At 68.6% G+C, this 19,924-nt stretch carries 18 protein-coding genes; 12 read left to right on the top strand and 6 right to left on the bottom strand.

The annotated features are described in order from the left end of the window. The first annotated feature begins 37 nt into the window (after nt 1-37). The 4 genes from ACIQTX_RS00875 to ACIQTX_RS00860 all read left to right on the top strand — a co-directional run bounded on the left by ACIQTX_RS00875 (nt 38) and on the right by ACIQTX_RS00860 (nt 3,299). Nucleotides 38-910, top strand: coding sequence for an ABC transporter ATP-binding protein (locus ACIQTX_RS00875; RefSeq protein WP_105527107.1), 873 nt, complete (start codon nt 38-40; stop codon nt 908-910). Further along, the gene (locus ACIQTX_RS00870) at nt 907-1,593 is read left to right on the top strand and encodes an ABC transporter permease (protein WP_105527106.1); all 687 of its coding nucleotides are present in this window, start codon (nt 907-909) and stop codon (nt 1,591-1,593) included. Before ACIQTX_RS00875 ends, ACIQTX_RS00870 begins: the two co-directional genes overlap by 4 nt. Then, a complete protein-coding gene (locus tag ACIQTX_RS00865; RefSeq protein WP_028501314.1) occupies nt 1,590-2,318 on the top strand; it encodes an ABC transporter permease in 729 nt (242 codons plus the stop codon). The genes ACIQTX_RS00870 and ACIQTX_RS00865 overlap by 4 nt, the downstream gene beginning before the upstream one ends. A 66-nt stretch (nt 2,319-2,384) precedes the next feature. Next, nucleotides 2,385-3,299: an ABC transporter substrate-binding protein gene (locus ACIQTX_RS00860; RefSeq protein ID WP_028501315.1), complete on the top strand. Its 915-nt coding sequence runs from the start codon at nt 2,385-2,387 to the stop codon at nt 3,297-3,299. Between the two features lie 61 nt (nt 3,300-3,360). Here ACIQTX_RS00860 and ACIQTX_RS00855 read toward each other — a convergent pair whose 3' ends face one another. After that, on the bottom strand, nt 3,361-4,575 hold the full coding sequence (locus ACIQTX_RS00855) for an AI-2E family transporter (protein WP_402967648.1): 1,215 nt from the start codon (nt 4,573-4,575) through the stop codon (nt 3,361-3,363). Nucleotides 4,576-4,637: 62 nt separating this feature from the next. Between ACIQTX_RS00855 and ACIQTX_RS00850 the strand changes: the two genes are divergently transcribed. Both ACIQTX_RS00850 and ACIQTX_RS00845 read left to right on the top strand, forming a co-directional pair. Beyond that, the gene (locus ACIQTX_RS00850) at nt 4,638-4,937 is read left to right on the top strand and encodes a chorismate mutase (RefSeq protein WP_028501317.1); all 300 of its coding nucleotides are present in this window, start codon (nt 4,638-4,640) and stop codon (nt 4,935-4,937) included. Nucleotides 4,938-5,101: 164 nt separating this feature from the next. Further along, nucleotides 5,102-6,268 carry an ROK family protein gene (locus ACIQTX_RS00845; RefSeq protein ID WP_402967644.1) on the top strand — a complete coding sequence of 389 codons (1,167 nt, stop codon included), beginning with the start codon at nt 5,102-5,104 and terminating at the stop codon, nt 6,266-6,268. Nucleotides 6,269-6,484: 216 nt separating this feature from the next. On the opposite strand, the gene ACIQTX_RS00840 is transcribed toward ACIQTX_RS00845, so the two are convergent. Genes ACIQTX_RS00840 through ACIQTX_RS00830 form a run of 3 tightly spaced genes read right to left on the bottom strand, consistent with a single transcriptional unit; the run spans nt 6,485 to nt 9,661 of the window. Beyond that, the gene (locus ACIQTX_RS00840) at nt 6,485-7,411 is read right to left on the bottom strand and encodes a carbohydrate ABC transporter permease (protein WP_402967641.1); all 927 of its coding nucleotides are present in this window, start codon (nt 7,409-7,411) and stop codon (nt 6,485-6,487) included. Nucleotides 7,412-7,413: 2 nt separating this feature from the next. Then, nucleotides 7,414-8,385: a carbohydrate ABC transporter permease gene (locus ACIQTX_RS00835; protein WP_105527098.1), complete on the bottom strand. Its 972-nt coding sequence runs from the start codon at nt 8,383-8,385 to the stop codon at nt 7,414-7,416. 31 nt (nt 8,386-8,416) lie between these two features. Next, nucleotides 8,417-9,661, bottom strand: coding sequence for an extracellular solute-binding protein (locus ACIQTX_RS00830; protein WP_028501321.1), 1,245 nt, complete (start codon nt 9,659-9,661; stop codon nt 8,417-8,419). Between the two features lie 327 nt (nt 9,662-9,988). Between ACIQTX_RS00830 and ACIQTX_RS00825 the strand changes: the two genes are divergently transcribed. The 6 genes from ACIQTX_RS00825 to ACIQTX_RS00800 all read left to right on the top strand — a co-directional run bounded on the left by ACIQTX_RS00825 (nt 9,989) and on the right by ACIQTX_RS00800 (nt 15,323). After that, nucleotides 9,989-10,885 carry an SIS domain-containing protein gene (locus ACIQTX_RS00825; RefSeq protein WP_028501322.1) on the top strand — a complete coding sequence of 299 codons (897 nt, stop codon included), beginning with the start codon at nt 9,989-9,991 and terminating at the stop codon, nt 10,883-10,885. Between the two features lie 24 nt (nt 10,886-10,909). Continuing rightward, on the top strand, nt 10,910-11,902 hold the full coding sequence (locus ACIQTX_RS00820) for an ROK family protein (protein WP_402967636.1): 993 nt from the start codon (nt 10,910-10,912) through the stop codon (nt 11,900-11,902). Further along, entirely contained in the window at nt 11,899-12,843 is a 945-nt protein-coding gene (locus ACIQTX_RS00815; RefSeq protein ID WP_402967633.1) for a 1-phosphofructokinase family hexose kinase, read from the top strand. The genes ACIQTX_RS00820 and ACIQTX_RS00815 overlap by 4 nt, the downstream gene beginning before the upstream one ends. Continuing rightward, a complete protein-coding gene (locus tag ACIQTX_RS00810; RefSeq protein ID WP_402967630.1) occupies nt 12,840-13,694 on the top strand; it encodes a ketose-bisphosphate aldolase in 855 nt (284 codons plus the stop codon). Before ACIQTX_RS00815 ends, ACIQTX_RS00810 begins: the two co-directional genes overlap by 4 nt. Further along, complete coding sequence (locus tag ACIQTX_RS00805; RefSeq protein WP_105527094.1) at nt 13,694-14,470, top strand: DeoR/GlpR family DNA-binding transcription regulator; 777 nt, start codon at nt 13,694-13,696, stop codon at nt 14,468-14,470. The genes ACIQTX_RS00810 and ACIQTX_RS00805 overlap by 1 nt, the downstream gene beginning before the upstream one ends. A 67-nt stretch (nt 14,471-14,537) precedes the next feature. After that, nucleotides 14,538-15,323 carry a DNA polymerase beta superfamily protein gene (locus tag ACIQTX_RS00800; RefSeq protein WP_105527093.1) on the top strand — a complete coding sequence of 262 codons (786 nt, stop codon included), beginning with the start codon at nt 14,538-14,540 and terminating at the stop codon, nt 15,321-15,323. Nucleotides 15,324-15,587: 264 nt separating this feature from the next. Here ACIQTX_RS00800 and ACIQTX_RS00795 read toward each other — a convergent pair whose 3' ends face one another. Both ACIQTX_RS00795 and ACIQTX_RS00790 read right to left on the bottom strand, forming a co-directional pair. Next, nucleotides 15,588-18,038, bottom strand: a complete 2,451-nt coding sequence (locus ACIQTX_RS00795; protein ID WP_402967625.1) for a CHAT domain-containing protein — start codon at nt 18,036-18,038, stop codon at nt 15,588-15,590. A gap of 266 nt (nt 18,039-18,304) precedes the next feature. After that, nucleotides 18,305-19,876 (bottom strand): S8 family peptidase, encoded by a 1,572-nt coding sequence (locus ACIQTX_RS00790; RefSeq protein ID WP_402967622.1) that lies wholly within the window; start codon nt 19,874-19,876, stop codon nt 18,305-18,307. Between the last annotated feature and the right edge of the window lie 48 nt (nt 19,877-19,924).

Here is a 19,924-nt window from a genome sequence, read left to right as displayed (position 1 = left end):
TCCGCTCGCACATCGATCGACCGACTGGAGACCAGCCATGATCGAGTTCCGCAACGTCACCAAGCGGTTCCCCGGCGGCGCCCTCGCCGTCAACGACTTCAGCCTCGTGCTGCCCTCGCGCAAGACCACCGTATTCGTCGGCTCGTCCGGCTGCGGCAAGACCACCCTGCTCCGCATGATCAACCGCATGGTCGAGCCCACCTCGGGTGAGGTCGAGATCGACGGCGAGAGCGTGCTCCAGGGCGACCCGGTGGCTCTGCGCCGACGCATCGGCTACGTCATGCAGAACTCCGGGCTCATGCCGCACTTCACGGTCATCGACAACGTGGCCACGGTGCTGCGGCTCACCGGCGTGAAGAAGGGCCCGGCGCACCAGCGGGCACGAGAGCTGCTCGACACGGTCGGCCTCGACCAGGCGCTCGCCGACCGCTATCCGAGTCAGCTCTCGGGCGGCCAGCAGCAGCGCGTCGGCGTGGCCCGGGGGCTCGCCGCCGACCCGAACATCCTGCTCATGGACGAGCCTTTCGGCGCGGTCGACCCCATCGTGCGGGCCGACCTGCAGCAGGAGACCCTGCGACTGCAGCGCGAGCTCGACAAGACGGTCGTGTTCGTCACACACGACATCGACGAGGCGTTCCTGCTCGGCGACCAGGTCGTCATCCTCGACAAGGGCGCCCGCATCGTGCAGGTGGGCAGCCCGAGCGAGATCATCGAGAACCCGGCAGACGACTTCGTCTCGGCGTTCATCGGCGCCGAACGCGGACGCCGTGCTCTGCACCTCAAGCAGACGCCGCACGGCACCGTGGTGGTCGATGGCGAGGGCCGCACCCAGGGGTCGATCATCGATGTGCCGGATGCCGTGACCGACGCGCTTCTGAGCGAGGAGAGCGCGACGAAGGGCGCTCCGTGAACTGGATCGTCGACAATCTCGGCCTCATCCTCGAGCTGACCGCGATCCACCTGCAGCAGAGTGCGATCGCGATCGTGCTCGGCTTCGTGCTGTCGCTGCCGCTCGGATGGCTCGCCTGGCGCTACCAGCTGGTGAAGGGGCCGGTCATCGTCCTCACCGGGCTGCTCTACACGATCCCGTCGCTCGCGCTGCTGATCCTCCTTCCGTCCCTCGCCGGGTATCCCGCTCGCAGCCCGATCAACCTCATCATCGGCCTCACCATCTACGCGGTCGCGATCCTGGTGCGTGCGGTGTCCGACGGCCTCGACTCGGTCGACCCCGCCATCCGGCAGTCGGCCACCGCGATGGGCTACGGCGGCTTCCGCCGGTTCTGGACAGTCGACTTCCCCCTCGCCGGGCCCGTCGTGCTCGCGGGGCTCCGCGTGGCGGCCGTCAGCACGATCTCCCTCGCCACCGTCGGCATCCTCGTCGGCGTGAACAACCTCGGCTACCTCTTCACCAACGGCCTGCAGCGCCGCATCCTCGCCGAGGTGTTCGGCGGCGTGATCGCGGTCGTCGTGATCGCCCTCGTGATCGACCTGCTGCTCCTGCTCCTCGGCCGCGCGCTGATGCCGTGGACGCGCGCCACGAAGACGCCGTCGACCGCCGCGCGCCAGACCGCAGCCCTGAGGACCGCCGCATGAACGTGTTCACCGAGGCCCTCGCCTGGCTCTTCTCCCCCGACCGTTGGGAGGGGCCGTACTCGCTGCCCATCCTGTTCGGCCAGCACATGTACTACACGCTGATCTCGGTGCTCATCGCCGGCATCATCGCGATTCCGCTCGGGTGGCTCATCGGCCACACCGGCAAGGGTCGCGAGATCGCGGTCGCCGTATCCGGCGCCGCACGTGCCATCCCGTCGTTCGGCCTCATGGTGCTGCTCGTGCTGATCCTGGGCGTGCTCCGGGTTCCCGAAGCCGCGATCATCACGTTCGTGCTCCTGGCCATCCCCTCGCTCCTCGCGGGCGCGTACACCGGGCTGGAAGCCATCGACCGTCGGGTGCTCGACTCGGCGCGCTCGATGGGCATGACCGAGTGGCAGGTGTTCTGGAAGGTCGAGGTGCCCCTCGGGCTGCCCCTGCTCGTCGGCGGCATCCGCGCGGCTCTCCTGCAGGTGATCGCCACGGTCACCATCGCCGCCTACGTGAACCTCGGCGGACTCGGCTGGCCGATCATCCAGGGCATTCCGCTCCGCAAGTTCGACCAGGTGCTCGGCGGGGCGATCCTCGTCGCCGTGCTCGCCCTGATCGTCGACCTGATCTTCGCCCTCCTCCAGCACGCCGCCGTTCCCGCCGGGGTGCGCGCGCCCACCACGACACGTCGGTCGCGTGCGGCCGCCGCTGCCGCACCGGCGCCGGCCACCGCCTGATCCGTCCCACAGCCTGACACCGTCCCACAGCTCCATCCCTGTTGTCCCAGAGAAGAGGAAGTCCCCATGTTCACAGCACGTAAGTCACGACTCGCCCTTGCCGGTGGTGCCGCGCTCGCCGCGGTGCTCGTTCTCGGCGGCTGCGCGAACAGCAACCCACTCGACGCCCCGAGCGAAGACTCGAGCTCCGCCGGCGACACGATCGTCATCGGTTCGCAGGCCTACTACTCGAACGAGATCATCGCCGAGATCTACGCCCAGGCGCTCGAGGGTGCCGACATCAAGGTCGACCGTCAGTTCAACATCGGACAGCGCGACGCCTACATGCCCGACGTCGAGTCCGGCGCGATCGACCTGTTCCCGGAGTACACCGGCAACCTGCTCGAGTACCTCGACAAAGACGCGACGGCCACCAGCCCCGACGACGTCTACGCCGCTCTGAAAGAAGCACTGCCGGACGGCCTGACCGCTCTCGACTACGCCGAGGCCTCTGACCAGGACACCTATACGGTGCTGAAGAGCTTCGCCGAGGAGAACGGTCTCACCTCGATCGGCGACCTCTCGAAGGTCACGACCCCGGTCACGATCGGTGCCGCGCCGGAGTTCGAGCAGCGCCCGTACGGCCCGGCAGCGGCGAAGGAGGTCTACGGCGTCGACCTCGGCTTCTCGGCCACCGGCCCGACCACGCTGGAGTCGCTGCTCGCCGGCGAGATCCAGGTCGCCGACATCTACTCGGCCGACCCGGCGTTCCAGACCGAAGACATCGTCGCGCTCGAAGACCCGGAGAACATCATCCTGGCCTCGAACGTCGTGCCGATCGTCTCGAGCGACGTCGCCGACGAGATCTCCGACGTCATCAACGCGGTCAGCAAGAAGCTCACCGCCGAAGAGCTGGTCGGTCTGAACGTGCAGAGCACGGTCGACCAGAAGTCGGCGGAAGACATCGCCAAGAAGTGGCTGGCCGACAACGACCTCAGCTGAGTCGAATGACAGAAGCGCCCGGGCCCCTGAGGGTCCGGGCGCTTCGTCGTTTCAGGAAACGCTAGAGCCGGGCGTCCTGCTTCGGAACGAGTACCTGCTTGATGATGATGAGGATGGATGCTGTGACCGGCACGGCCACGAGCGCTCCGAGCAGACCGAGCAGCGTGCCGCCGGCGAGAGCGCCGATCACGACGAGCGAACCAGGGACCGAGACCGCGCGGTTCATGACGCGCGGCGTGATGATGTACGCCTCGATCTGCATGTAGACGAGGTAGATGGCCGCGAAGATCAGCGCGGCGATGGGGTTGGTGAACAGCGCTAGGCACGTGCCGAGGATCCAGAACAGCACCGAGCCCACCAGGGGGATCAGCGTGACGCAGAACGCGATCGCCGCCATCAGCGGAGGGAACGGCAGGCCGAGGAAGAAGTAGAGCAGGAACGCGAGCGTCGCGTTGCAGAACGCCAGCACCACCATCCCCATCACATAGCCGCCGACCGAGTCGGTGATCTGGTCGGTGATGTCTCCGGCGCGAGCACGGTCGCGGGCGGGGGCCAGACGCAGCAGGCCCTGCTTCATGGAGGGGAGCGACGCCAGGAAGTAGAGGGTGAGCACGAGCACGACGATGGCGCCGGAGATGCTGGTGGCGATCGAGGTGCCGACGGCCAGAGCACCGCCGCCGATCGTCGCGAGGTTGCCGAAGTCCGTCAGGAACGCCTGCACCTGGGCGACCAGGTCTTGGAATTGGTCGCCGAACTGGGCGTCGAGGGTCGCGTAGACATCGCTGTGCGTGAAGTCCTTGATCATGCCGGGCACGGACTGCACGAAGCTCACGATCTGATCGATCACCACCGGGACGATCATCCACAGCACGAGGGCGAACACCACGATGAGCGCGAGGATCGTGATGACGACCGACATCACGCGCGTGAGACCGCGGCGCTCGAGGAAACGCACGGCGGGGTCGAGGCCGAGTGCGCCGAACAGCGCGAGGGCGACGTAGATGAGCACGGTCGACAGGTTCGACAGGGCGAGGCCGATCACGATCGCTCCGAGTCCGCCCAGCGTCACCAGGAAGCCGAACACGAACGGCCGATCGATGCGGGTCCAGAACGAGCGACTCGGCGTCATCGGCTCGATCACGACGGGGCGCGGAGCATCTGCGGCGATCACGGGTGCCGGAGCGGACTTGTGGCGGGAGGTCGCGGGCGCGGAGGGAGCCGCGGCGGATGCGGCGTCATCGTGGGGCGCGGATTCCGGCGACTCTTCGTTGCTCATGTGCTCACGATAGCGGTGCCACGGATCGAAACCAGGATGTCACGCGGCTCTAGAGTAGGGGCATGACCGCCGCCGACGACCCGAAGGCCGAACTGCTCCGGCTTCGCGCCACCATCGACAACATCGACGCCGCACTGATCTTCATGCTGGCCGAGCGCTTCCGTGCGACCCAGCAGGTCGGGCAGCTGAAGGCGGAGTATGAGATGCCCGCGTCCGACCCGAATCGGGAGGAGCAGCAGGTCGCACGACTGCGCGCTCTCGCGGAGGACGCGCACCTCGACCCGGAGTTCGCGCAGAAGTGGTTCAACTTCGTGGTGGCCGAGGTCATCCGCCACCACACCGAAGCAGCCGAGGGCCGCTGAAGAAGAGGTGCCGGACGGGCGACGGTGTGTGCAGCACTCGCCCGTCCGGAGTTTTGAGAGGTCGATTGACCAACTAAGTTCAATGAATAAACTTAGGGAGAGACTACGGATCGCACCACGATCTGTCAACAGCTCGCGACCTGCGAGCTCCGGAACGGGAACACATGCTCAGCACGGATGAGGGCCTCGACACGCAGGCATCGGTTCGGCGTGCGAACCTGCGTCGTGCCCTGCAGCTGGTCTTCCGGAATCCGGGAACGCAGACGCGTGCGGGCATCGCAAGGTCGACCGGGCTGACGGCGGCGACCGCATCCTCCCTCGTCGCCGAGCTCATCGAGAGCCGGCTGATCGTCGAAGGCGAGCAGGCCGCGAGCACCGGCGGCAAAAGGGCGACCACCCTCAGCGTCGATGCGAGTCACCACCTGATCCTGGTGCTGGTGATCCAGCCGCTGCACGCCGACATCGCCCTCATGGCGCTCGACGGCACCGAGGTCGACATCCGACGGGTGAACTACTCGGCAGAGAACCGCGACACCATCCTCGATGAGGCGGTGTCAGCAGTGGCTGATGATTTCAGAGGACGCCTCCTCGCCGCGGGAGTGCAGCTGCCCGGCACCACCGACGGGCGCTCGGTGCTCGAGAGCGTGCAGCTCAAGTGGCAGAACGTGCGTCTCGCCGAGCGGTTCGAGCGGGTGCTCGATGCGCCGGTGCTGCTGGTCAACGACGTCGACGCCGAGGCCATCGCCGAAGCCGGCATGGAGGAGTCCCCGTCCGGGTATCGGCTCTTCATCCACCTCGGCGGTGGTGTGGGTGCAGCCGTCACGCTCGACGGTGAGCTGGCACCGGGCCCGCGCGACCGTGCCGGCGAGATCGGCCACGTGCAGGTCGTGTTCGGAGAGGCAGCGCGCGCCTGCCGGTGCGGGCAGCGCGGATGCCTGGAGTCGGCAGCCGCCCTGGGGGCGATGCTCGGCGACGAGTTCTCCGATGCCATGGATGCCACCGAGATCCGCACGCTTGCGACCCAGGCCGATGAGGAGCATCTCGACGAGGGCGCTCGCGCGCTCGCCAGGGCCGTCAAACTCATCAGCGCGCTGCTCGATCCGATCGAGGTCGTCATCGGCGGTCCGGCGACAGAGCTCGGCCCGCGCTTCCTCGACCGCGTCCGCCGCGAGACCGAGTACCCCGCCCGCGGCACGGCGCAGGTGCCGGTCCGCTATGCCGACCCTCGGGTGTCGCTTGCGGCCGGAGCAGCGCAGGCTGCCTTGACGTCGGCGCTCGGCGTGCGGTGGAATCCGGAGCAGCTGCGCGCGGCATCCACGTCGGCCCACTGAGGATCAGCGACGGCTCGCGCTGCCGGGTGCCTCGTTCGTCGCACTGTCTCGTATCAGGATCCACCCGATCGCGGAAACGCGTGAGGGGTGGACCCTGATCTGCCGTCGATGCGGCGACCCGGACAAACCCGGGATCGGGGCGTACGGCCCCCGACACCAAGTAAACGGTGAATCTAGACGTTTGTCTACGCCCGTATAGAAGAAGGTGCTCTGTCCCTACTTGACGCTGCCCGCGGTCAGTCCGCCGACCAGGCGCTTCTCGATGAGCATGAACAGGATGACCACCGGCAGGATCGCGACGATCGAGACGCCGAACACGTACTGCCAGCTGGTCTCGTACTGACCGACGAACTTGGTCAGTGCGACCGAGAGCGGCTGGTTCTTGTCGGTCGACAGGATCACGAGCGATGCCGCGAACTCGTTCCAGCAGGCGACGAACGTGAACACGATCGCGGTGACGATGCCCGGCCACACGAGCGGCAGGTTGATCTTGAACAGCACGGTGAAGCGCCCTGCGCCGTCGATCTGCGCGGCCTCGTCGACCTCCTTGGGGATGCCGGCGAAGAAGGAGTGCATGATCCACACCGCGAACGACAGGTTGAACGCCGCGTTGATGAAGATCATCGCCGTCCACGTGTCACCGAGCCCGAGCACCGTGAACTGACGGAACAGGCCGGAGGTCAGCACCGCCGGCTGCAGCATCTGCGTGATGATCACGAGGAACAGGAACACCATGCGGCCGGGGAACTTGAACCGGGCCGTGTAGTACGCCGCCGGCAGTGACACCAGCAGCACGAGCAGCGTCGCGAACACCGCGATCACGATCGTCGAGATCAGGTTGTACGGCAGTGGCGTCTCGGGGGTGGACCACATCGTGATGTAGTTCTCCCAGTGCCACTCCGTCGGCAGGTACGTCGGGTCGACGGAGCGGATCTGCGGCTTCGTCTTCACGGAGCCGAAGAAAATGATCAGGTACGGCAGCACGAAGATCGCGAGCACCAGGAAGCCGGCGACGGTGCGGAGGATCACGCGGGGCAGCGTGACCTGGTCTTCGGTGTAGCGGCGCTTGCGGCCGGGGATCGGCGGCGTACGGCGGCCGCGTCCTCCGGCGGTGGTCACGAGGGCGGTCTCGGTAACGGTCACGATCAGACCTCCTTCATGGGCTTGACGATCTTCACGTAGGCCGCGACGATCACGATGACGATGAGGAACGCGACGACCGAGAGGGCGCTCGCGACATCGACCTTCTTCTGCAGCTCGATGTACTTGAAGATGAGCGTCATGATCGTGTCGGCGTCGTAGCCGGGGATCGATCCGGTCATCACCTTCAGGATCGGCAGCGAGTTGAACACGTTGATGATGTTGATCAGGACCGCGACGGCCAGGGCGCTGCGCAGCTGCGGCAGGACGATCGACCAGTAGGTGCGGGCCGGGCTCGCGCCGTCCATCTTCGCCGCCTCGATCGCATCGGCCGGGACCGACTGGAGCCCGGCGAGGATCGTGTAGGTCGTGAAGGGGAGCGACACGAAGATCGCGATCACGATCGACCAGGTGAAGGCTGTCGCGGGGTTCTTCGTCCACCCGTATCCGACGGCATCGTCTGAGAGCCCGATGTCGTAGAGGAACTTGTTGAAGATGCCGAAGTACGGCTCGAGGCTGTAGTAGAACACCATCGTGGTCATGACGACCGAGGCGGCCCACGGCACGATGACGGCCATGCGCACGAGCTGACGGCCGGGGAAGGCCTTGTTCAGGATCTGCGCGAGGCCGAGCGAGATGACGACCGTGAAGACCACGACCGACACGACCCACAGGATCGTGCGGAAGAAGATCGGCCAGAACTCGGTGAACGTGAAGACCGTGACGAAGTTGTCGAAGCCGACCGATCCCTTGTCGAGGCCCGACAGCGAGATGTCTCGCGTCGAGTTGAAGAACATCACCCCGGCGGGGAAGAACACCACGCCGATGATGAGGAGCAGAGCGGGAGCGATCCAGGGCAGCGCCTGGAGGAGATCCTTTCCGCCCGGCCTGCCGCGAAGGGCATCCGGGGTCTTCCGGGTGCGGGGGCGGCCGGTGGCCGCCCCCGCGAGGTTCGAGGACTCTGTCTTCTGGCTCATTCGGGTACCCGAACCTCTCCGTTCAGCGGGCTCAGCCCGCGTCGACCTGCGCCTGGATCTCGGTCAGCACGTCCTGAGCGGGCTTCGACTGGATCTGACCGAACAGCGACTTGAACGCACCGTCTGCCGCGGACCACTTCGGGTTCGTCGACGGGTAGAACTGGGCGTCGGGCAGCACGTCGAGGAACGGCTTGAGAGCCTCCTCGCCGGAGAGCTGCTCGGCACCGGACTTGGTGACCGGAAGGAAGCCCTCGGCCTGCACCCACGGCACGTACACGTCTGCCGAGTAGTAGTAGTCGAAGAACTTGGTGATCGCTTCCTTCTTGTCGTCGTCGTTCTGGAACGCCATCAGCTGGTCCATGACGCCGAGCGTGAAGGGCGAGCCGTCCTTCGTCGGGATCGGGACGATGGAGTAGTCCAGGTCGGGGTTGCCTTCCTTGATCTGGCCGACCGTCGGCGGGAGTCCGACCTGCATGCCGATCTTGCCCTGGATGAAGATGTCCATCAGGGGCGAGCGCTGCGTCGAGCCCGGGTCGGCCTGGGTCGCACCGGCGTCGATCATCTTCTTGATCTGCTCGGCACCGGCGAGGTTCTCCGGGGTGTCGATCGTGATCTCGGATGCGTCACCGAACGATCCGCCGCCGCCCCACAGCCACACGGCCGCCTCAGCCTGGGCCTCTTCGGATCCGAGTGGCATGCCGTAGCCGGCGACACCGCCGCCGAGCGCCGACACCTTGGTCGCGGCATCCAGCAGCGAATCCCAGTCGGTGGGCGCCTCGACGCCGGCCTGGTCGAGCAGTGCGTTGTTGACGAACAGCGCACGGGCCGACGCGATCAGCGGCAGGGCGTATGCGGTGCCGTCGACCTCGGCGTTCTTGAGGAACGACTCCTGGAAGTCGGAGTAGGTGTCGTCGGAGACGACGTCCTTCGTCGGGTAGAGCAGCTCGTCGTCGACGAAGCCCGCGAAGGGACCGCCGTTGTAGATGTCCGGTGCCTCGCCGGCCTGGATCTTGGTGGAGACGACCTTCTCGAGGTTGTCCCAGGACTGCACCTCGAGCTTGACCTTGATGTCGGGGTTGGCCTTCTCGAATCCGGAGATCACCGTCTCCCAGTTGGCCTTGGTGCCGTCGGAGTAGCTGGGGACGAGAAGGTCGAGGGTGGTGGATCCATCCCCGCCTCCGCTGTCGCCGGAAGATCCGCCGAACCCGCACGAAGCGAGCGAGAGCGTGGCGACGGCCGCAATCGCGGCGGCGCCGAACCGCAGTGACTTCTTCATGTGTATTGCATTCCTCACTGTGATGTCCGAACCCTCGACGGCAGGGCCGCTTCGGGAGGGGGGTGTGGTGCACAGTCGCAAGCACAAATCACGCGACAGTGCGTGGGTGACCGCTTCGCCGGAGGGCAACCGCGATCGTTCAAGCCGGGGCTCGGGGATCTCGACATCGGCCGGGGTCGGGTCGAGAGTGGAACTGGTCTGATTATTTGTCAGGAGAACAAACAAATCAAGGTAAAGCTGCTGGTGCTTTGATTTGACGCCATACTATGATCGAATCAAGCTTGAAACAATCACAAGTCTGCAACTTATCGCCAGAAAGGCACCTCGATGACCGAATCGCTGCCCGGCGCACACATGCGCGAAGAGCTCAACTCCCAGCCCCGGATGTGGGCCACGGCCGCAGATCTGAAGGCCGAGCAGGCACTGCTCCCCGCTTCGGGCGCCCGGATCGCGGTCGTCGGCTGCGGCACCTCGTGGTTCATGGCCCAGTCTTACGCGGCCCTTCGCGAGTCGTCGGGGCAGGGTGAGACCGACGCGTACGCGGCCTCCGAAGCCTTCCTCGACCGTGGATACGACGCCGTCGTCGCCCTCACCCGTTCCGGGACCACCAGCGAGGTGCTCGAACTCGTCGAGCGCATCAAGGGGCGCATCCCTACCATCGGCGTGATCGGCGACCCCGAGTCGCCGCTCGTCTCGCTCGTCGACGAGGCCGTGCTGCTGCCGTTCGCCGACGAGCAGTCGGTCGTGCAGACACGATTCGCGACCACCGCGCTGGCACTCTTTCGCGCTTCGCTCGGTGAAGACCTCTCCGGCGCCATCGCCGATGCCGAGGCCGTGCTCGCCGAAGACGGCGACGACGAGCTCCGTGACGCAGAGCAGTACACGTTCCTCGGCCGTGGCTGGACGATCGGTCTCGCCCACGAGGCCGCGCTGAAGCTGCGCGAGTCGTCGCAGTCGTGGACCGAGGCGTACCCCTCGATGGACTACCGTCACGGCCCGATCGCCATCGCGGCACCCGGACGCGTCACCTGGCAGTTCGGTGAGGCTCCGGAGGGACTCGCCGGTCAGGTCGAGGCCACCGGCGCCCGGTTCGAGCAGCGGGCGATCGACCCGCTCGCCGACCTCGTGCGCCTGCACCGCACCGCCCTCGACCGCGCGGTCGCCCGAGGCCTCGACCCCGACCAGCCCCGCAACCTCACGCGATCCGTCATCCTGGATGCATGACGCCACCCGCCGCCGGAGCTGACCATGACCCGAGCTGACGGGACCGCCGCCGTTCCCGACGTCGAACGCGACGCCACCGGCGAGAAGCTCGCCGCCGTGCGGACCCTCGGCGTCGGAGCGCCCGTGCTGGCGTTCGACGTGGGCGGAACCGACATCAAGTCGGCGTTGTTCGACGCCGACGGAACCGCGCTCGGGCTCCGCCGCACGCCCACCCCGATCGCCGATGGTGACCGAACCCAGGTGCTCCTCGACCGTCTCGAGGTGCTGGCGGCGGAGCTCCGTGCCGCGCACCCCGAAGTGGTGCCGCAGGCGGTCGGGCTCGTCGTGCCGGGAATCGTCGACGCGGATGCCGGACTGGGGGTGTTCGCGAGCAACCTCGGCTGGCACGACTCCCCGCTGCGCGATCTCGCCTCAGCCCGCCTCGGGCTGCCCGTGGCGTTCGACCACGACGTGCGTGCGGCGAGCTGGGCGGAGCGTCGCCTCGGCGGTGCACGCGACTACGCCGACTCGGTCGTGCTCGTGATCGGCACCGGGATCGCCGGTGCCCTGCTGGTCGGGGGGGTCCCCTACACCGCCGGCGGATATGCGGGCGAGATCGGACACTCGCCGATCGCGGACGGGCCGATCTGCGCGTGCGGCGCACGAGGTTGCCTGGAGGCCGTCGCGTCGGCCGGTGCCATCGCCCGGCGCTACCGCGAGGCGACCGGTATCGATCCCGACGGCGCGAAGGACGTGATCGCCCGCGCCGCGGCCGGCGACGAGGTCGCCGCGGAGATCTGGAACTCGGCGCTCGACGCCCTCACCATGTCGCTCGCGCAGCTGACCGCCGTCGTGGCCCCGGAGGCCGTGGTCATCGGCGGCGGTCTCTCGCGAGCCGGCGGTGCCCTGTTCGACGAGCTGCGCACGCGCCTGGCCGCGCGACTCAGCTTCCACCGCATCCCCGCCCTCGTCCCCGCAGAGCTCTCCGGCAACGCGGGGCTGCTCGGTGCGGCCCTCCGTGCACGGGAGCTCACATGATCCTCACCGTCACCCCGAACCCCGCGCTCGATCTCACCTGGCGCGTCGACCGGCTCATCGAGGGCGGAACGCACCGGGCGGATGCCGGAGCCGCACGCGCGGGCGGCAAGGGGCTCAACGTCGCGCGCGTCGCGCATGCCCAGGGTGCTGACGCGCTCGCCGTGACCACGATCGGCGGTCGGGTAGGCGAGGAGTTCGCGGCTGAACTCCGGGCCAGCGGGGTGCCGCACGCCCTGGTGCCGGTCGCCGCCGAGACGCGTCGCAGCATCGCCGTGGTCGACGAGACGCTCGGTGACACCACGATCATCAACGAACGCGGGCTGAACCCGACCGACCCGGAATGGGCCGCGCTGCTCGCCGAGGTCGTCGAGCGTCTGCCCGGCGCGACCGTGCTGGTCATCTCCGGCAGCCAGCCGCCCGGAGCGCCCGATTCGCTGCTCCCCATGCTCATCGCGGTGGGGAAGGACGCCGGGGTGCCGGTCATCGTCGATACCTCGGGTCCTGCGCTCCTGCGGGCGGCCGATGCCGGAGCCGCCGTACTGAAGCCCAACGCCGCCGAACTCGCCGAGGCGACGGGCATCACAGACCCGGTCGAGGGCGCCCGCTCGCTGATCGCCCGCGGCGCGGAGCTCGTGCTGCTCTCGCTCGGGGCCGACGGAATGCTCGCAGTCACGGCATCCGATCTCGTGCATGCTCGGCTCGACGAACCTCTCGCCGGCAACCCCACGGGGGCCGGAGATGCGGGTGTCGCCGCCTGTGCTGCGCTGTACGCCGACGGGGTGCGTGACCCCGAGCAGATCCTCCGCCGGGCCACGGCCTGGTCGGCTGCCGCCGTGCTCACCCCGCTCGCCGGCGACATCTCCCCGCGCTGGACCGAGCTCGAACAGCAGCTGCGCGTCTCGCACCCTGACCCCGCATCGTTCCGGAAGGACCCTTCGTGACCCTCGTCTCCGCTCGCGACCTCGTCTCTGCAGCATCCGCCGCCGGCACCGGCATCGGCGCGTTCAACGTGATCCACCTCGAGACGGCCGAGGGGCTGGTGCGCGCGGCCGCCCTCGCGCAGCTGCCGGTCATCCTGCAGATCTCGCAGAACTGCGCCGACTACCACGGTGGGCTGGAGCCCATCGCGCTGGCCACGCTCGCGGTGGCTCGGCGCGCGCAGACGCCCGTGGCGGTGCACCTCGACCACGCTGAGCGGCCCGAGCTGGTCGACGAGGCCATCGCGCTGGGCTTCGGCTCGGCCATGTTCGACGGCGGAGCGCTGCCCTACGACGACAACGTGGCGCTCACGGCGGCGGTCGCGGCCCGTGCGCACGAGGCCGGAGTCTACGTCGAAGGCGAGCTCGGCGAAGTGGGCGGCAAGGACGGGGCACACGCTCCGGGTGTGCGCACCGACCCCGAAGAGGCGCGCGCATTCGTGGCAGCTACAGGCGTCGATGCCCTCGCGGTCGCAGTGGGCTCCTCGCACGCGATGACCGATCGCACGGCTTCTCTCGACCTCGACCTGATCGGGCGCCTGCACGAGGCACTCCCCGTTCCGCTGGTGCTGCACGGCTCATCGGGAGTCGCGGATGCCGTGATCGCCGACGCGGTGCGCGCGGGGATGACCAAGATCAACGTCTCCACGCACCTGAACGGGTTCTTCACGCGGGCGGTGCGCGAGAAGCTCGACGCCGATGAGCGCCTGGTCGACTCCCGCAAGTACCTCGCCCCCGCTCGCGACGCGCTCGCAAGTGAGGCCGCGCGCATGCTCCGACTGTTCGCCCTGCAGCCCACGGGACCGGTCTCCTGATGAAGCGGGCGGCGCGGCTGAACGCGATCCTCGACCTGCTGGCTGCCAACGGCGAAGTCACGGTCGAAGAGCTCGTCGAGCAGTTCGAGGCTTCGTCTGCGACCACACGCCGCGACCTCGACACCCTCGCCGAGCAGCGCCTGCTCACCCGCACGCACGGCGGCGCGGTGGCGCAGTCGGTCGCCTACGAGCTGCCCATCCGCTACAAGAGTCACCTGCGCACGCACGAGAAGGCCAGCATCGCGCAGACCGCCGCGGCGCTCGTCATGCCCGGCATGGTGGTCGGGCTGTCCGGCGGTACGACCACGACGGCGATCGCCGCAGCCCTCGCCGCCCGCGACGACCTTGCGGGGAACGGCGGCATCACCGTCGTCACCAACGCCGTGAACATCGCCGCCCAGCTCGCCACGCGGCCCGACATCAAGGTCGTCGTCACCGGTGGCGTCATCCACTCGCGCAGCTACGAGCTCGTCGGCCCTTTCGTCGAACAGCTGCTGCGCGGGGTGCGCCTCGACATCGCCTTCATCGGTGTGAACGGGATGGATGCGAGAGCCGGTGCGACCACGCAGGACGAGCGCGAAGCTGCCGTGAACCGGATGATGGCCGAGCGCGCTCGCCGTGCGGTCGTGGTGACCGACGGCAGCAAGCTCGGCGTCGAGGCCTTCTCGACCGTCGGCGGCGCGGAGCTCTTCCCCACCGTGATCACCGACTCCGGAGCGGATGCCGAGGTGCTCGCAGCCCTTCGAGCTGCCGGATACACGGTGCTGGTCGCCTGAGCCCGGCGTCTGGCTGATCGCGTTTCGTCCGACGCGAACGGGAGCCCGCTCCAGGTATCTTCGAGCAATGCGTGCGATTCCGTCATCCCTCGATCCGCTGGTGGTCTCCGAGATCGACCGGCGGCTCGTCGGCGTATCCGTGGAGCACAGCGTGCGCATCCCCTGGGCGATCGAGAGTGGAAGTCGTGCTTGGGGTTTTCCGTCGCCGGACAGCGACTACGACTGCCGGTTCATCTTCGTGCGCGAGCCCCGGGACTATCTCTCGCTCTGGCCCGCTCGCGATGTGATCGAGACGCCCCTCGACGAGACGTTCGACGTGAACGGCTGGGATCTGGCGAAGACGGTGAAGCTTCTCGTCAGAGGCAATGCGACGCCGATCGAGTGGCTGCGCTCGCCCATCATCTACACGGGGGAGAGCGCCTTTCGTGACGGCCTGCTGAAGCTGGCGTCCGAGGTCGTCGAGCGAAGTTCGATCGCACGCCACTACCTGCACGTCGCGCGCCAGCAGCAGAACGGAACGACGACCCTCAAGCGCTTCTTCTACACGCTTCGGCCGGCCGCGGCACTGCGGTGGCTCGCGGATCACCCGCAGGAGTCCGTTCCGCCGATGGACCTTCCCACGCTGCTGGCGGAGAGTTCCGTGCCGAAGGCCGTGACGGATGCCGCCGCGGAACTCATCGCGGCGAAGGCCGTGACCCGGGAACTCGGCACCGGCATCGCACCCGCCATCCTCACGCGGTTCGTGGCGGACGAGCTCGACAGAGCCGAACATTTCGAGACTGCGCAGCCTCAGCGCGATCCCGCGGCCGTTCGTGACATCGCCAATCACTACTTCCGCACTCAGCTCGGCTGAGAGCATCTCGGAATCTCTGAGCCCGGACACACCAAGGGCCCCGACGTCCCCAGATCGTCGAGGCCCTCTGAGGGTGTCGCGGCTGCATGCCGCGACGCCCCCGAGCAGATGGTGTCCGTGTCGTGTTCGCGCTCCCCAGTGCGCATGATCCCCAGATCCGACTGCGCCTCCCTCGCGCCTCAGCCTTCGAGGCCCTTCGCATGGCACCTTCCGAAGAACAGGAGCGCGCAGCATCCGTTCTGATACACCGAATGGAGGAAAAGTTCAGAATCCGTCGCCATGACACTGGAACGGCGCGCTCAAGCCGGTGTCGACCGCGGCCCTCGCGAGCGCGACGGCCGGTGCTGCACCCGCGGAGAGGCCGGTGTGCACGGCGCTGAGCAGTTCGCCGGCCACGTCGTCGGGAACGGCGACGGGGGCCGCGATGACGCAGTCGGCACCGGCGTGCAGCCACACCCGCGTCATGCCCAACGCCTCCTCGCCCCAGCGCACCGATGAGCGCCCGAGCTCGCAGGCCGAGAGGATCACCGTCCCCGGGACCCGCGGAATGAGGTCGACGTCGTAGCCGAAGAGGATGCCGTCGGCGAGCTCGAACCCGGAGAACAGCGGGTTGTCCACCGCGTGCCTGCCGTGCGCGGCGATGTGCAGCACATCGGTGGCTGCGGCGAGCTCGGTGACTGCGGCGACCGTCGCCTCGGCAGGGCCCAGGGTCCGCGGCGAGGAGCCCGCGCTACGCCAGGCCGCAGCGGCACGTTCGACCTCGTCGCCGGCGCGGGCGACACGGGGGCCGGCGGCGAAACCGATCGTGGCTGGTCGGGACGACCTGCGGGTCGGGCCGCCCAGCAGGCGTGACACGGAAGTCGCGAGCGTGAACGGAACACCGGACATGCCGGGGAGCATCGCCCACGGAACTCCGCCGAGCGCTCCGGGCACCGTGATCGCCAAGCGGTCCGCGGACGGCGCGGTGAGCAGCAGCGGGGCAAGGAGCTCGGCGTCGAGGATCGCCAGCCGTGAGGCGAGCGCGCGTTCGGTCACCGCGCCCATCAGCCCTCCACGGGTCATCGCGGCCATGTCGAGATCCGCGCGGAGGCCGTCGAGCGCCGATTGCACGCGCGGCCAGGACAGGTCGACGATCGTCGACCCCGATGTGGTGACCACGATGGCGTGCAGCGTCGACCCGGTGAACACGTAGGACAGGACGGCGAAGTCGGAGTCGAGCAGCGCGGTCGCCTCCGCGAGTCCGAGCCGCTCACGCGTGCCGCGGGACCCAGTGGCCGCCCACTGCCGTTCGCGCACGCGGTCGCGGAGAGTGCGGACTCTGGCGTCCGTCGTCCAGTCGGCGCCCGCCAGCTCGGCGCGCAGCATCCGCAGCTCCGCCAGATCCACCGCGAGGGATTCGTCGTGCGGGGGCCGCACCGGGGCTACCTGCTGACTGAGATGCCGCGCCCGTTCCGACCACTCGAACAAGACGGCCGGGTCGCGCAGTCGAGCGGCGGCGGAGAGCCCGGCGAACATCAGATCACTGCCGTGCATCGCGACGGATGCCTGCAGGTCGAGCGCGCCGAACGACTGCTGCCAGACGGTGAGCAGATCGAGGCCGTCGGCGGCCGCCCGCAGCGCATCGTGGTCACGGCCGGCAGTCGCGGCGCGGGCGGCACGCACCTCCTGGGCGCGCAGTCGCAGCGGTGTCGGTGCGGATTCGTCCACTCGGGGCAGCCGCCCGGAGCCGTCGCGTCGAGCGCTCAGCCGAAGCCCTGTCGCCTCGGTGCGGAAGCCTCCGCGGTCGAGGGCCTTCGCGGTGCGGGCGAACTCCGCGTCGTCGATGGGTCGGTGCGGCTTCGCCCGCTGCCGCGCCTCGAGCCGCACCGCTTCGGCGCGAGCCGCCCATCCGTGGTTCGAGAGCGCGGTGAAGCGTCGGGTGGCGGTGCGGGCTGCGCGCTCCGCAGCAGCGGGATCATGGCGCAGGAGCGAACGCGCCAAGTGGAATTCCGACTCGCCCCTGGCCTGTCGCATCCGCTGCGCCCCGAACTGGACGGCGACCCGTTCGAGCAGTGCTTCGGCCTCGGTGGTGAGGCCCGCGTCGCGCAGCACCTCTGCCCGGTCGAGGTCGCTGATCGCGGCGGCGAGGTCGCTGATCTCGGCGAGCTTCGGGCGGGAACGGGTCATCAGAGTGAGCGCGGTGACGAGGTCGCCCCCGAGCAGCGCCGCGTAGCCGAGGTTGTGCCTGGCCTCCGCGAGAGGCTCCTCGTCGTCGTTGGCCTCGTACACGGAGACCGCTCGCCGCAGATCTTCGATGCAGGTCTCGAGCTCGCGCTGCTGCATCCGCACGACCGACCGGTTCATCAGACAGTTCGCGAGCTCTGTCGTCTCCTCGCCGATCGCCGTGAGCGTGTCGATCGCGTGGGTGAGTTCGACCTCGGCCTCGGCCAGCCGACCGCCGTGCATGAGGAGCGTGCCGAGCTGTCCGCTGAGAACAGTGATCGTCTCGGCCCTCAGTCCGGTTCGGCTGAGCGCCTCGCGGCACAGCCGTTCGGCGGCTGCCGGCTCGCCCGTCTGGGCGAGGACGTAGGCGACCGTTCCGTCGATGCGCGCCCGCAGGTCGGTGTCGTCGGTGCGGGCGGATGCCGCGTCGAGGGCACGCCGCGCCTGCGCGAACCGCCGGGCGTTCGCCGCTTCGACGCCGCGCCGGTGCAGCTCGATCGCGGACAGGGGCATCCCTCCAGAATGCCGTGCGTCGGGGCTGCAGGGAAGAGCGTGGATCGAGCGGTTACCCAATGGAGCGGAACGTGGAGCAGCGGGACACCTGTCGGGCGAAGGAGCAGCTGTCGGGCGACACACCGCGTTCTGATCCGACAGTCGCGCATCCACCCGACAGGTGTTCCGGAAGAGGCACCCGGCGGGCGTTGCGGCAGGGGTCCCCGGTGCCAAGACGGGCCGCCCGCATCGGTACGGACGGCTCGTCCCGGGGGTGCTTCTCCGTGTCAGTCGGAGTCGACCGGGGTCGGCAGTGACTTGAGGACGGTGGCCACGGCTTTCGCCGCGGTGCCGGCGCTGACACCGCCGACCGGCACGGTGCCGAGCTGTGCGGCGATGCGCCCTGCGACGTACGGTGCCGAGAACGACGTGCCGCTCCATACCGCGAAGCCGCCACGATAATCGTCGGGGTCGATCGTCTCGCGGCGGAGCCCCTCGACGTCTGCCCGCGTCACCGCCTGGGTGCCGCCCACGAAAGCGGGCGAGGTGCTCACCACGGCGGCTCCCGGGGCGTAGGCCTGTACCCACGGACCGATGTTCGAGAAGAGGGCGACCGACTGCGCCGACGGATTCAGGGCTCCGACCGATACGAGTGGCGCGTCGCGGTCGCGGCGGATGCCGTTGTCGGCGCCGGGCCAGGGCCAGAGCGACGCCGGGAACGAGGGCCGATCGATCGCGTCGTTGCCCGCAGAGCACACGACCACGCAGCCGAGTTCGCGCGCCTTGGCGAGCAACTGGTACAGCGTGAGGCTGAACAGCCCGTCGGTCGGCGTCTCGTGGTAGTAGCTGAGCGACAGGTTCAGCACATCGATCGGGAAACCCGTCTTCGGATCCTCGCGGTGGCGGGCCAGCAGGGTCACGACCTGAGCGACGGTCTCGAGCAGGGTGCTCTCATCGACCACCCCGAGAGCTCCAGCCACGCGGATCGAGAGGATGTCGGCATCCGGAGCCGCCTGTCGGACGAGACCCGCGATGAAGGTGCCGTGCCCGGCGACCGCATCGATCTCACCGTCGAGCTGCCCATATAGGTCGGGGTAGCGTTCCGGATCGGCGTCGTCGGTCAGCCCGATCGGCACGCCGTCGAGGTCGATCTTGCGCGTCACGATGTCGGCGGGCAGCCAGGTGTGCTCACCGCAGCCGGTGTCGAGCACTGCGACGACGGGACGCCGTCCGCGTTTCGGAGCGGGTCCGCGCACAGGGGCCGGGCCCAACCAGGTCACGGGCTGTCGTGCCCCGCGTCCGGGCTCGAGGTAGTCGTCGCTGCCGCCAGCGCCGCCTCCGGCGCCGCGCACCGGGTTGGTGCGGGTGAACGGGTTGGTACGCGTGAAGGGGTTCGTCCTGGTGAACGGATTGAGCCCGACCGGATCGATCGACAGCACGTGGTCGAGGCTCGTGCGAGACATGGTCGAGCGCGACATGCGACGTGCGCGCTGGAGCACCCGCCAGGCGTCAGGCGCGACGGGCGATTCGCCGCGAACCGGTTCATCGGGAGTCCGAAGTCGGGCTCGCAGGAATCCCGGAACTCCCGGGACCAGCTCGCCGTTGGCCGCTGAGCGGGCGTCGTCTTCGACCTCGAGCTGCCAGCCGAAGGTGTCGGCCGCGTCGCGGAGCGTCCGCACCTCGCGGTCGTAGGCCTCCTCATCGCCGAGCGCTCGCGTGATCAGCAGCCGCTCCGGCAGATACGCCGTGGGAAACGCGCGGATGCCGTCCACGGGCTCCGTGCTCGGATCGAGCGCCGTTCCTCGGCGGATCGATCCCTCCGCGCGGTCCTGCCAGGTCCATCCCTTGGGCTGATCCATACGTCATCCTCTCCGTGCGGGTCACCCCGCGTCTTCATCGACGGGCGG

The sequence above is a fragment of the Microbacterium sp. NPDC090281 genome, assembly GCF_044769635.1.
Classification (GTDB): Bacteria; Actinomycetota; Actinomycetes; order Actinomycetales; family Microbacteriaceae; genus Microbacterium.
This window is presented reverse-complemented; position numbering and strand designations above follow the sequence as displayed.

What these genes read in the sequence shown, in the direction of transcription:
- ACIQTX_RS00875 (WP_105527107.1), top strand. Translation starts at nt 38, where the DNA reads ATGATCGAGTTCCGCAACGTCACCAAGCGGTTCCCCGGCGGCGCCCTC.
- ACIQTX_RS00865 (WP_028501314.1), top strand. Translation starts at nt 1,590, where the DNA reads ATGAACGTGTTCACCGAGGCCCTCGCCTGGCTCTTCTCCCCCGACCGT.
- ACIQTX_RS00860 (WP_028501315.1), top strand. Translation starts at nt 2,385, where the DNA reads ATGTTCACAGCACGTAAGTCACGACTCGCCCTTGCCGGTGGTGCCGCG.
- ACIQTX_RS00855 (WP_402967648.1), bottom strand. Translation starts at nt 4,575, where the DNA reads ATGAGCAACGAAGAGTCGCCGGAATCCGCGCCCCACGATGACGCCGCA.
- ACIQTX_RS00850 (WP_028501317.1), top strand. Translation starts at nt 4,638, where the DNA reads ATGACCGCCGCCGACGACCCGAAGGCCGAACTGCTCCGGCTTCGCGCC.
- ACIQTX_RS00845 (WP_402967644.1), top strand. Translation starts at nt 5,102, where the DNA reads ATGCTCAGCACGGATGAGGGCCTCGACACGCAGGCATCGGTTCGGCGT.
- ACIQTX_RS00835 (WP_105527098.1), bottom strand. Translation starts at nt 8,385, where the DNA reads ATGAGCCAGAAGACAGAGTCCTCGAACCTCGCGGGGGCGGCCACCGGC.
- ACIQTX_RS00830 (WP_028501321.1), bottom strand. Translation starts at nt 9,661, where the DNA reads ATGAAGAAGTCACTGCGGTTCGGCGCCGCCGCGATTGCGGCCGTCGCC.
- ACIQTX_RS00825 (WP_028501322.1), top strand. Translation starts at nt 9,989, where the DNA reads ATGACCGAATCGCTGCCCGGCGCACACATGCGCGAAGAGCTCAACTCC.
- ACIQTX_RS00820 (WP_402967636.1), top strand. Translation starts at nt 10,910, where the DNA reads ATGACCCGAGCTGACGGGACCGCCGCCGTTCCCGACGTCGAACGCGAC.
- ACIQTX_RS00815 (WP_402967633.1), top strand. Translation starts at nt 11,899, where the DNA reads ATGATCCTCACCGTCACCCCGAACCCCGCGCTCGATCTCACCTGGCGC.
- ACIQTX_RS00805 (WP_105527094.1), top strand. Translation starts at nt 13,694, where the DNA reads ATGAAGCGGGCGGCGCGGCTGAACGCGATCCTCGACCTGCTGGCTGCC.
- ACIQTX_RS00800 (WP_105527093.1), top strand. Translation starts at nt 14,538, where the DNA reads ATGCGTGCGATTCCGTCATCCCTCGATCCGCTGGTGGTCTCCGAGATC.
- ACIQTX_RS00795 (WP_402967625.1), bottom strand. Translation starts at nt 18,038, where the DNA reads ATGCCCCTGTCCGCGATCGAGCTGCACCGGCGCGGCGTCGAAGCGGCG.
- ACIQTX_RS00790 (WP_402967622.1), bottom strand. Translation starts at nt 19,876, where the DNA reads ATGGATCAGCCCAAGGGATGGACCTGGCAGGACCGCGCGGAGGGATCG.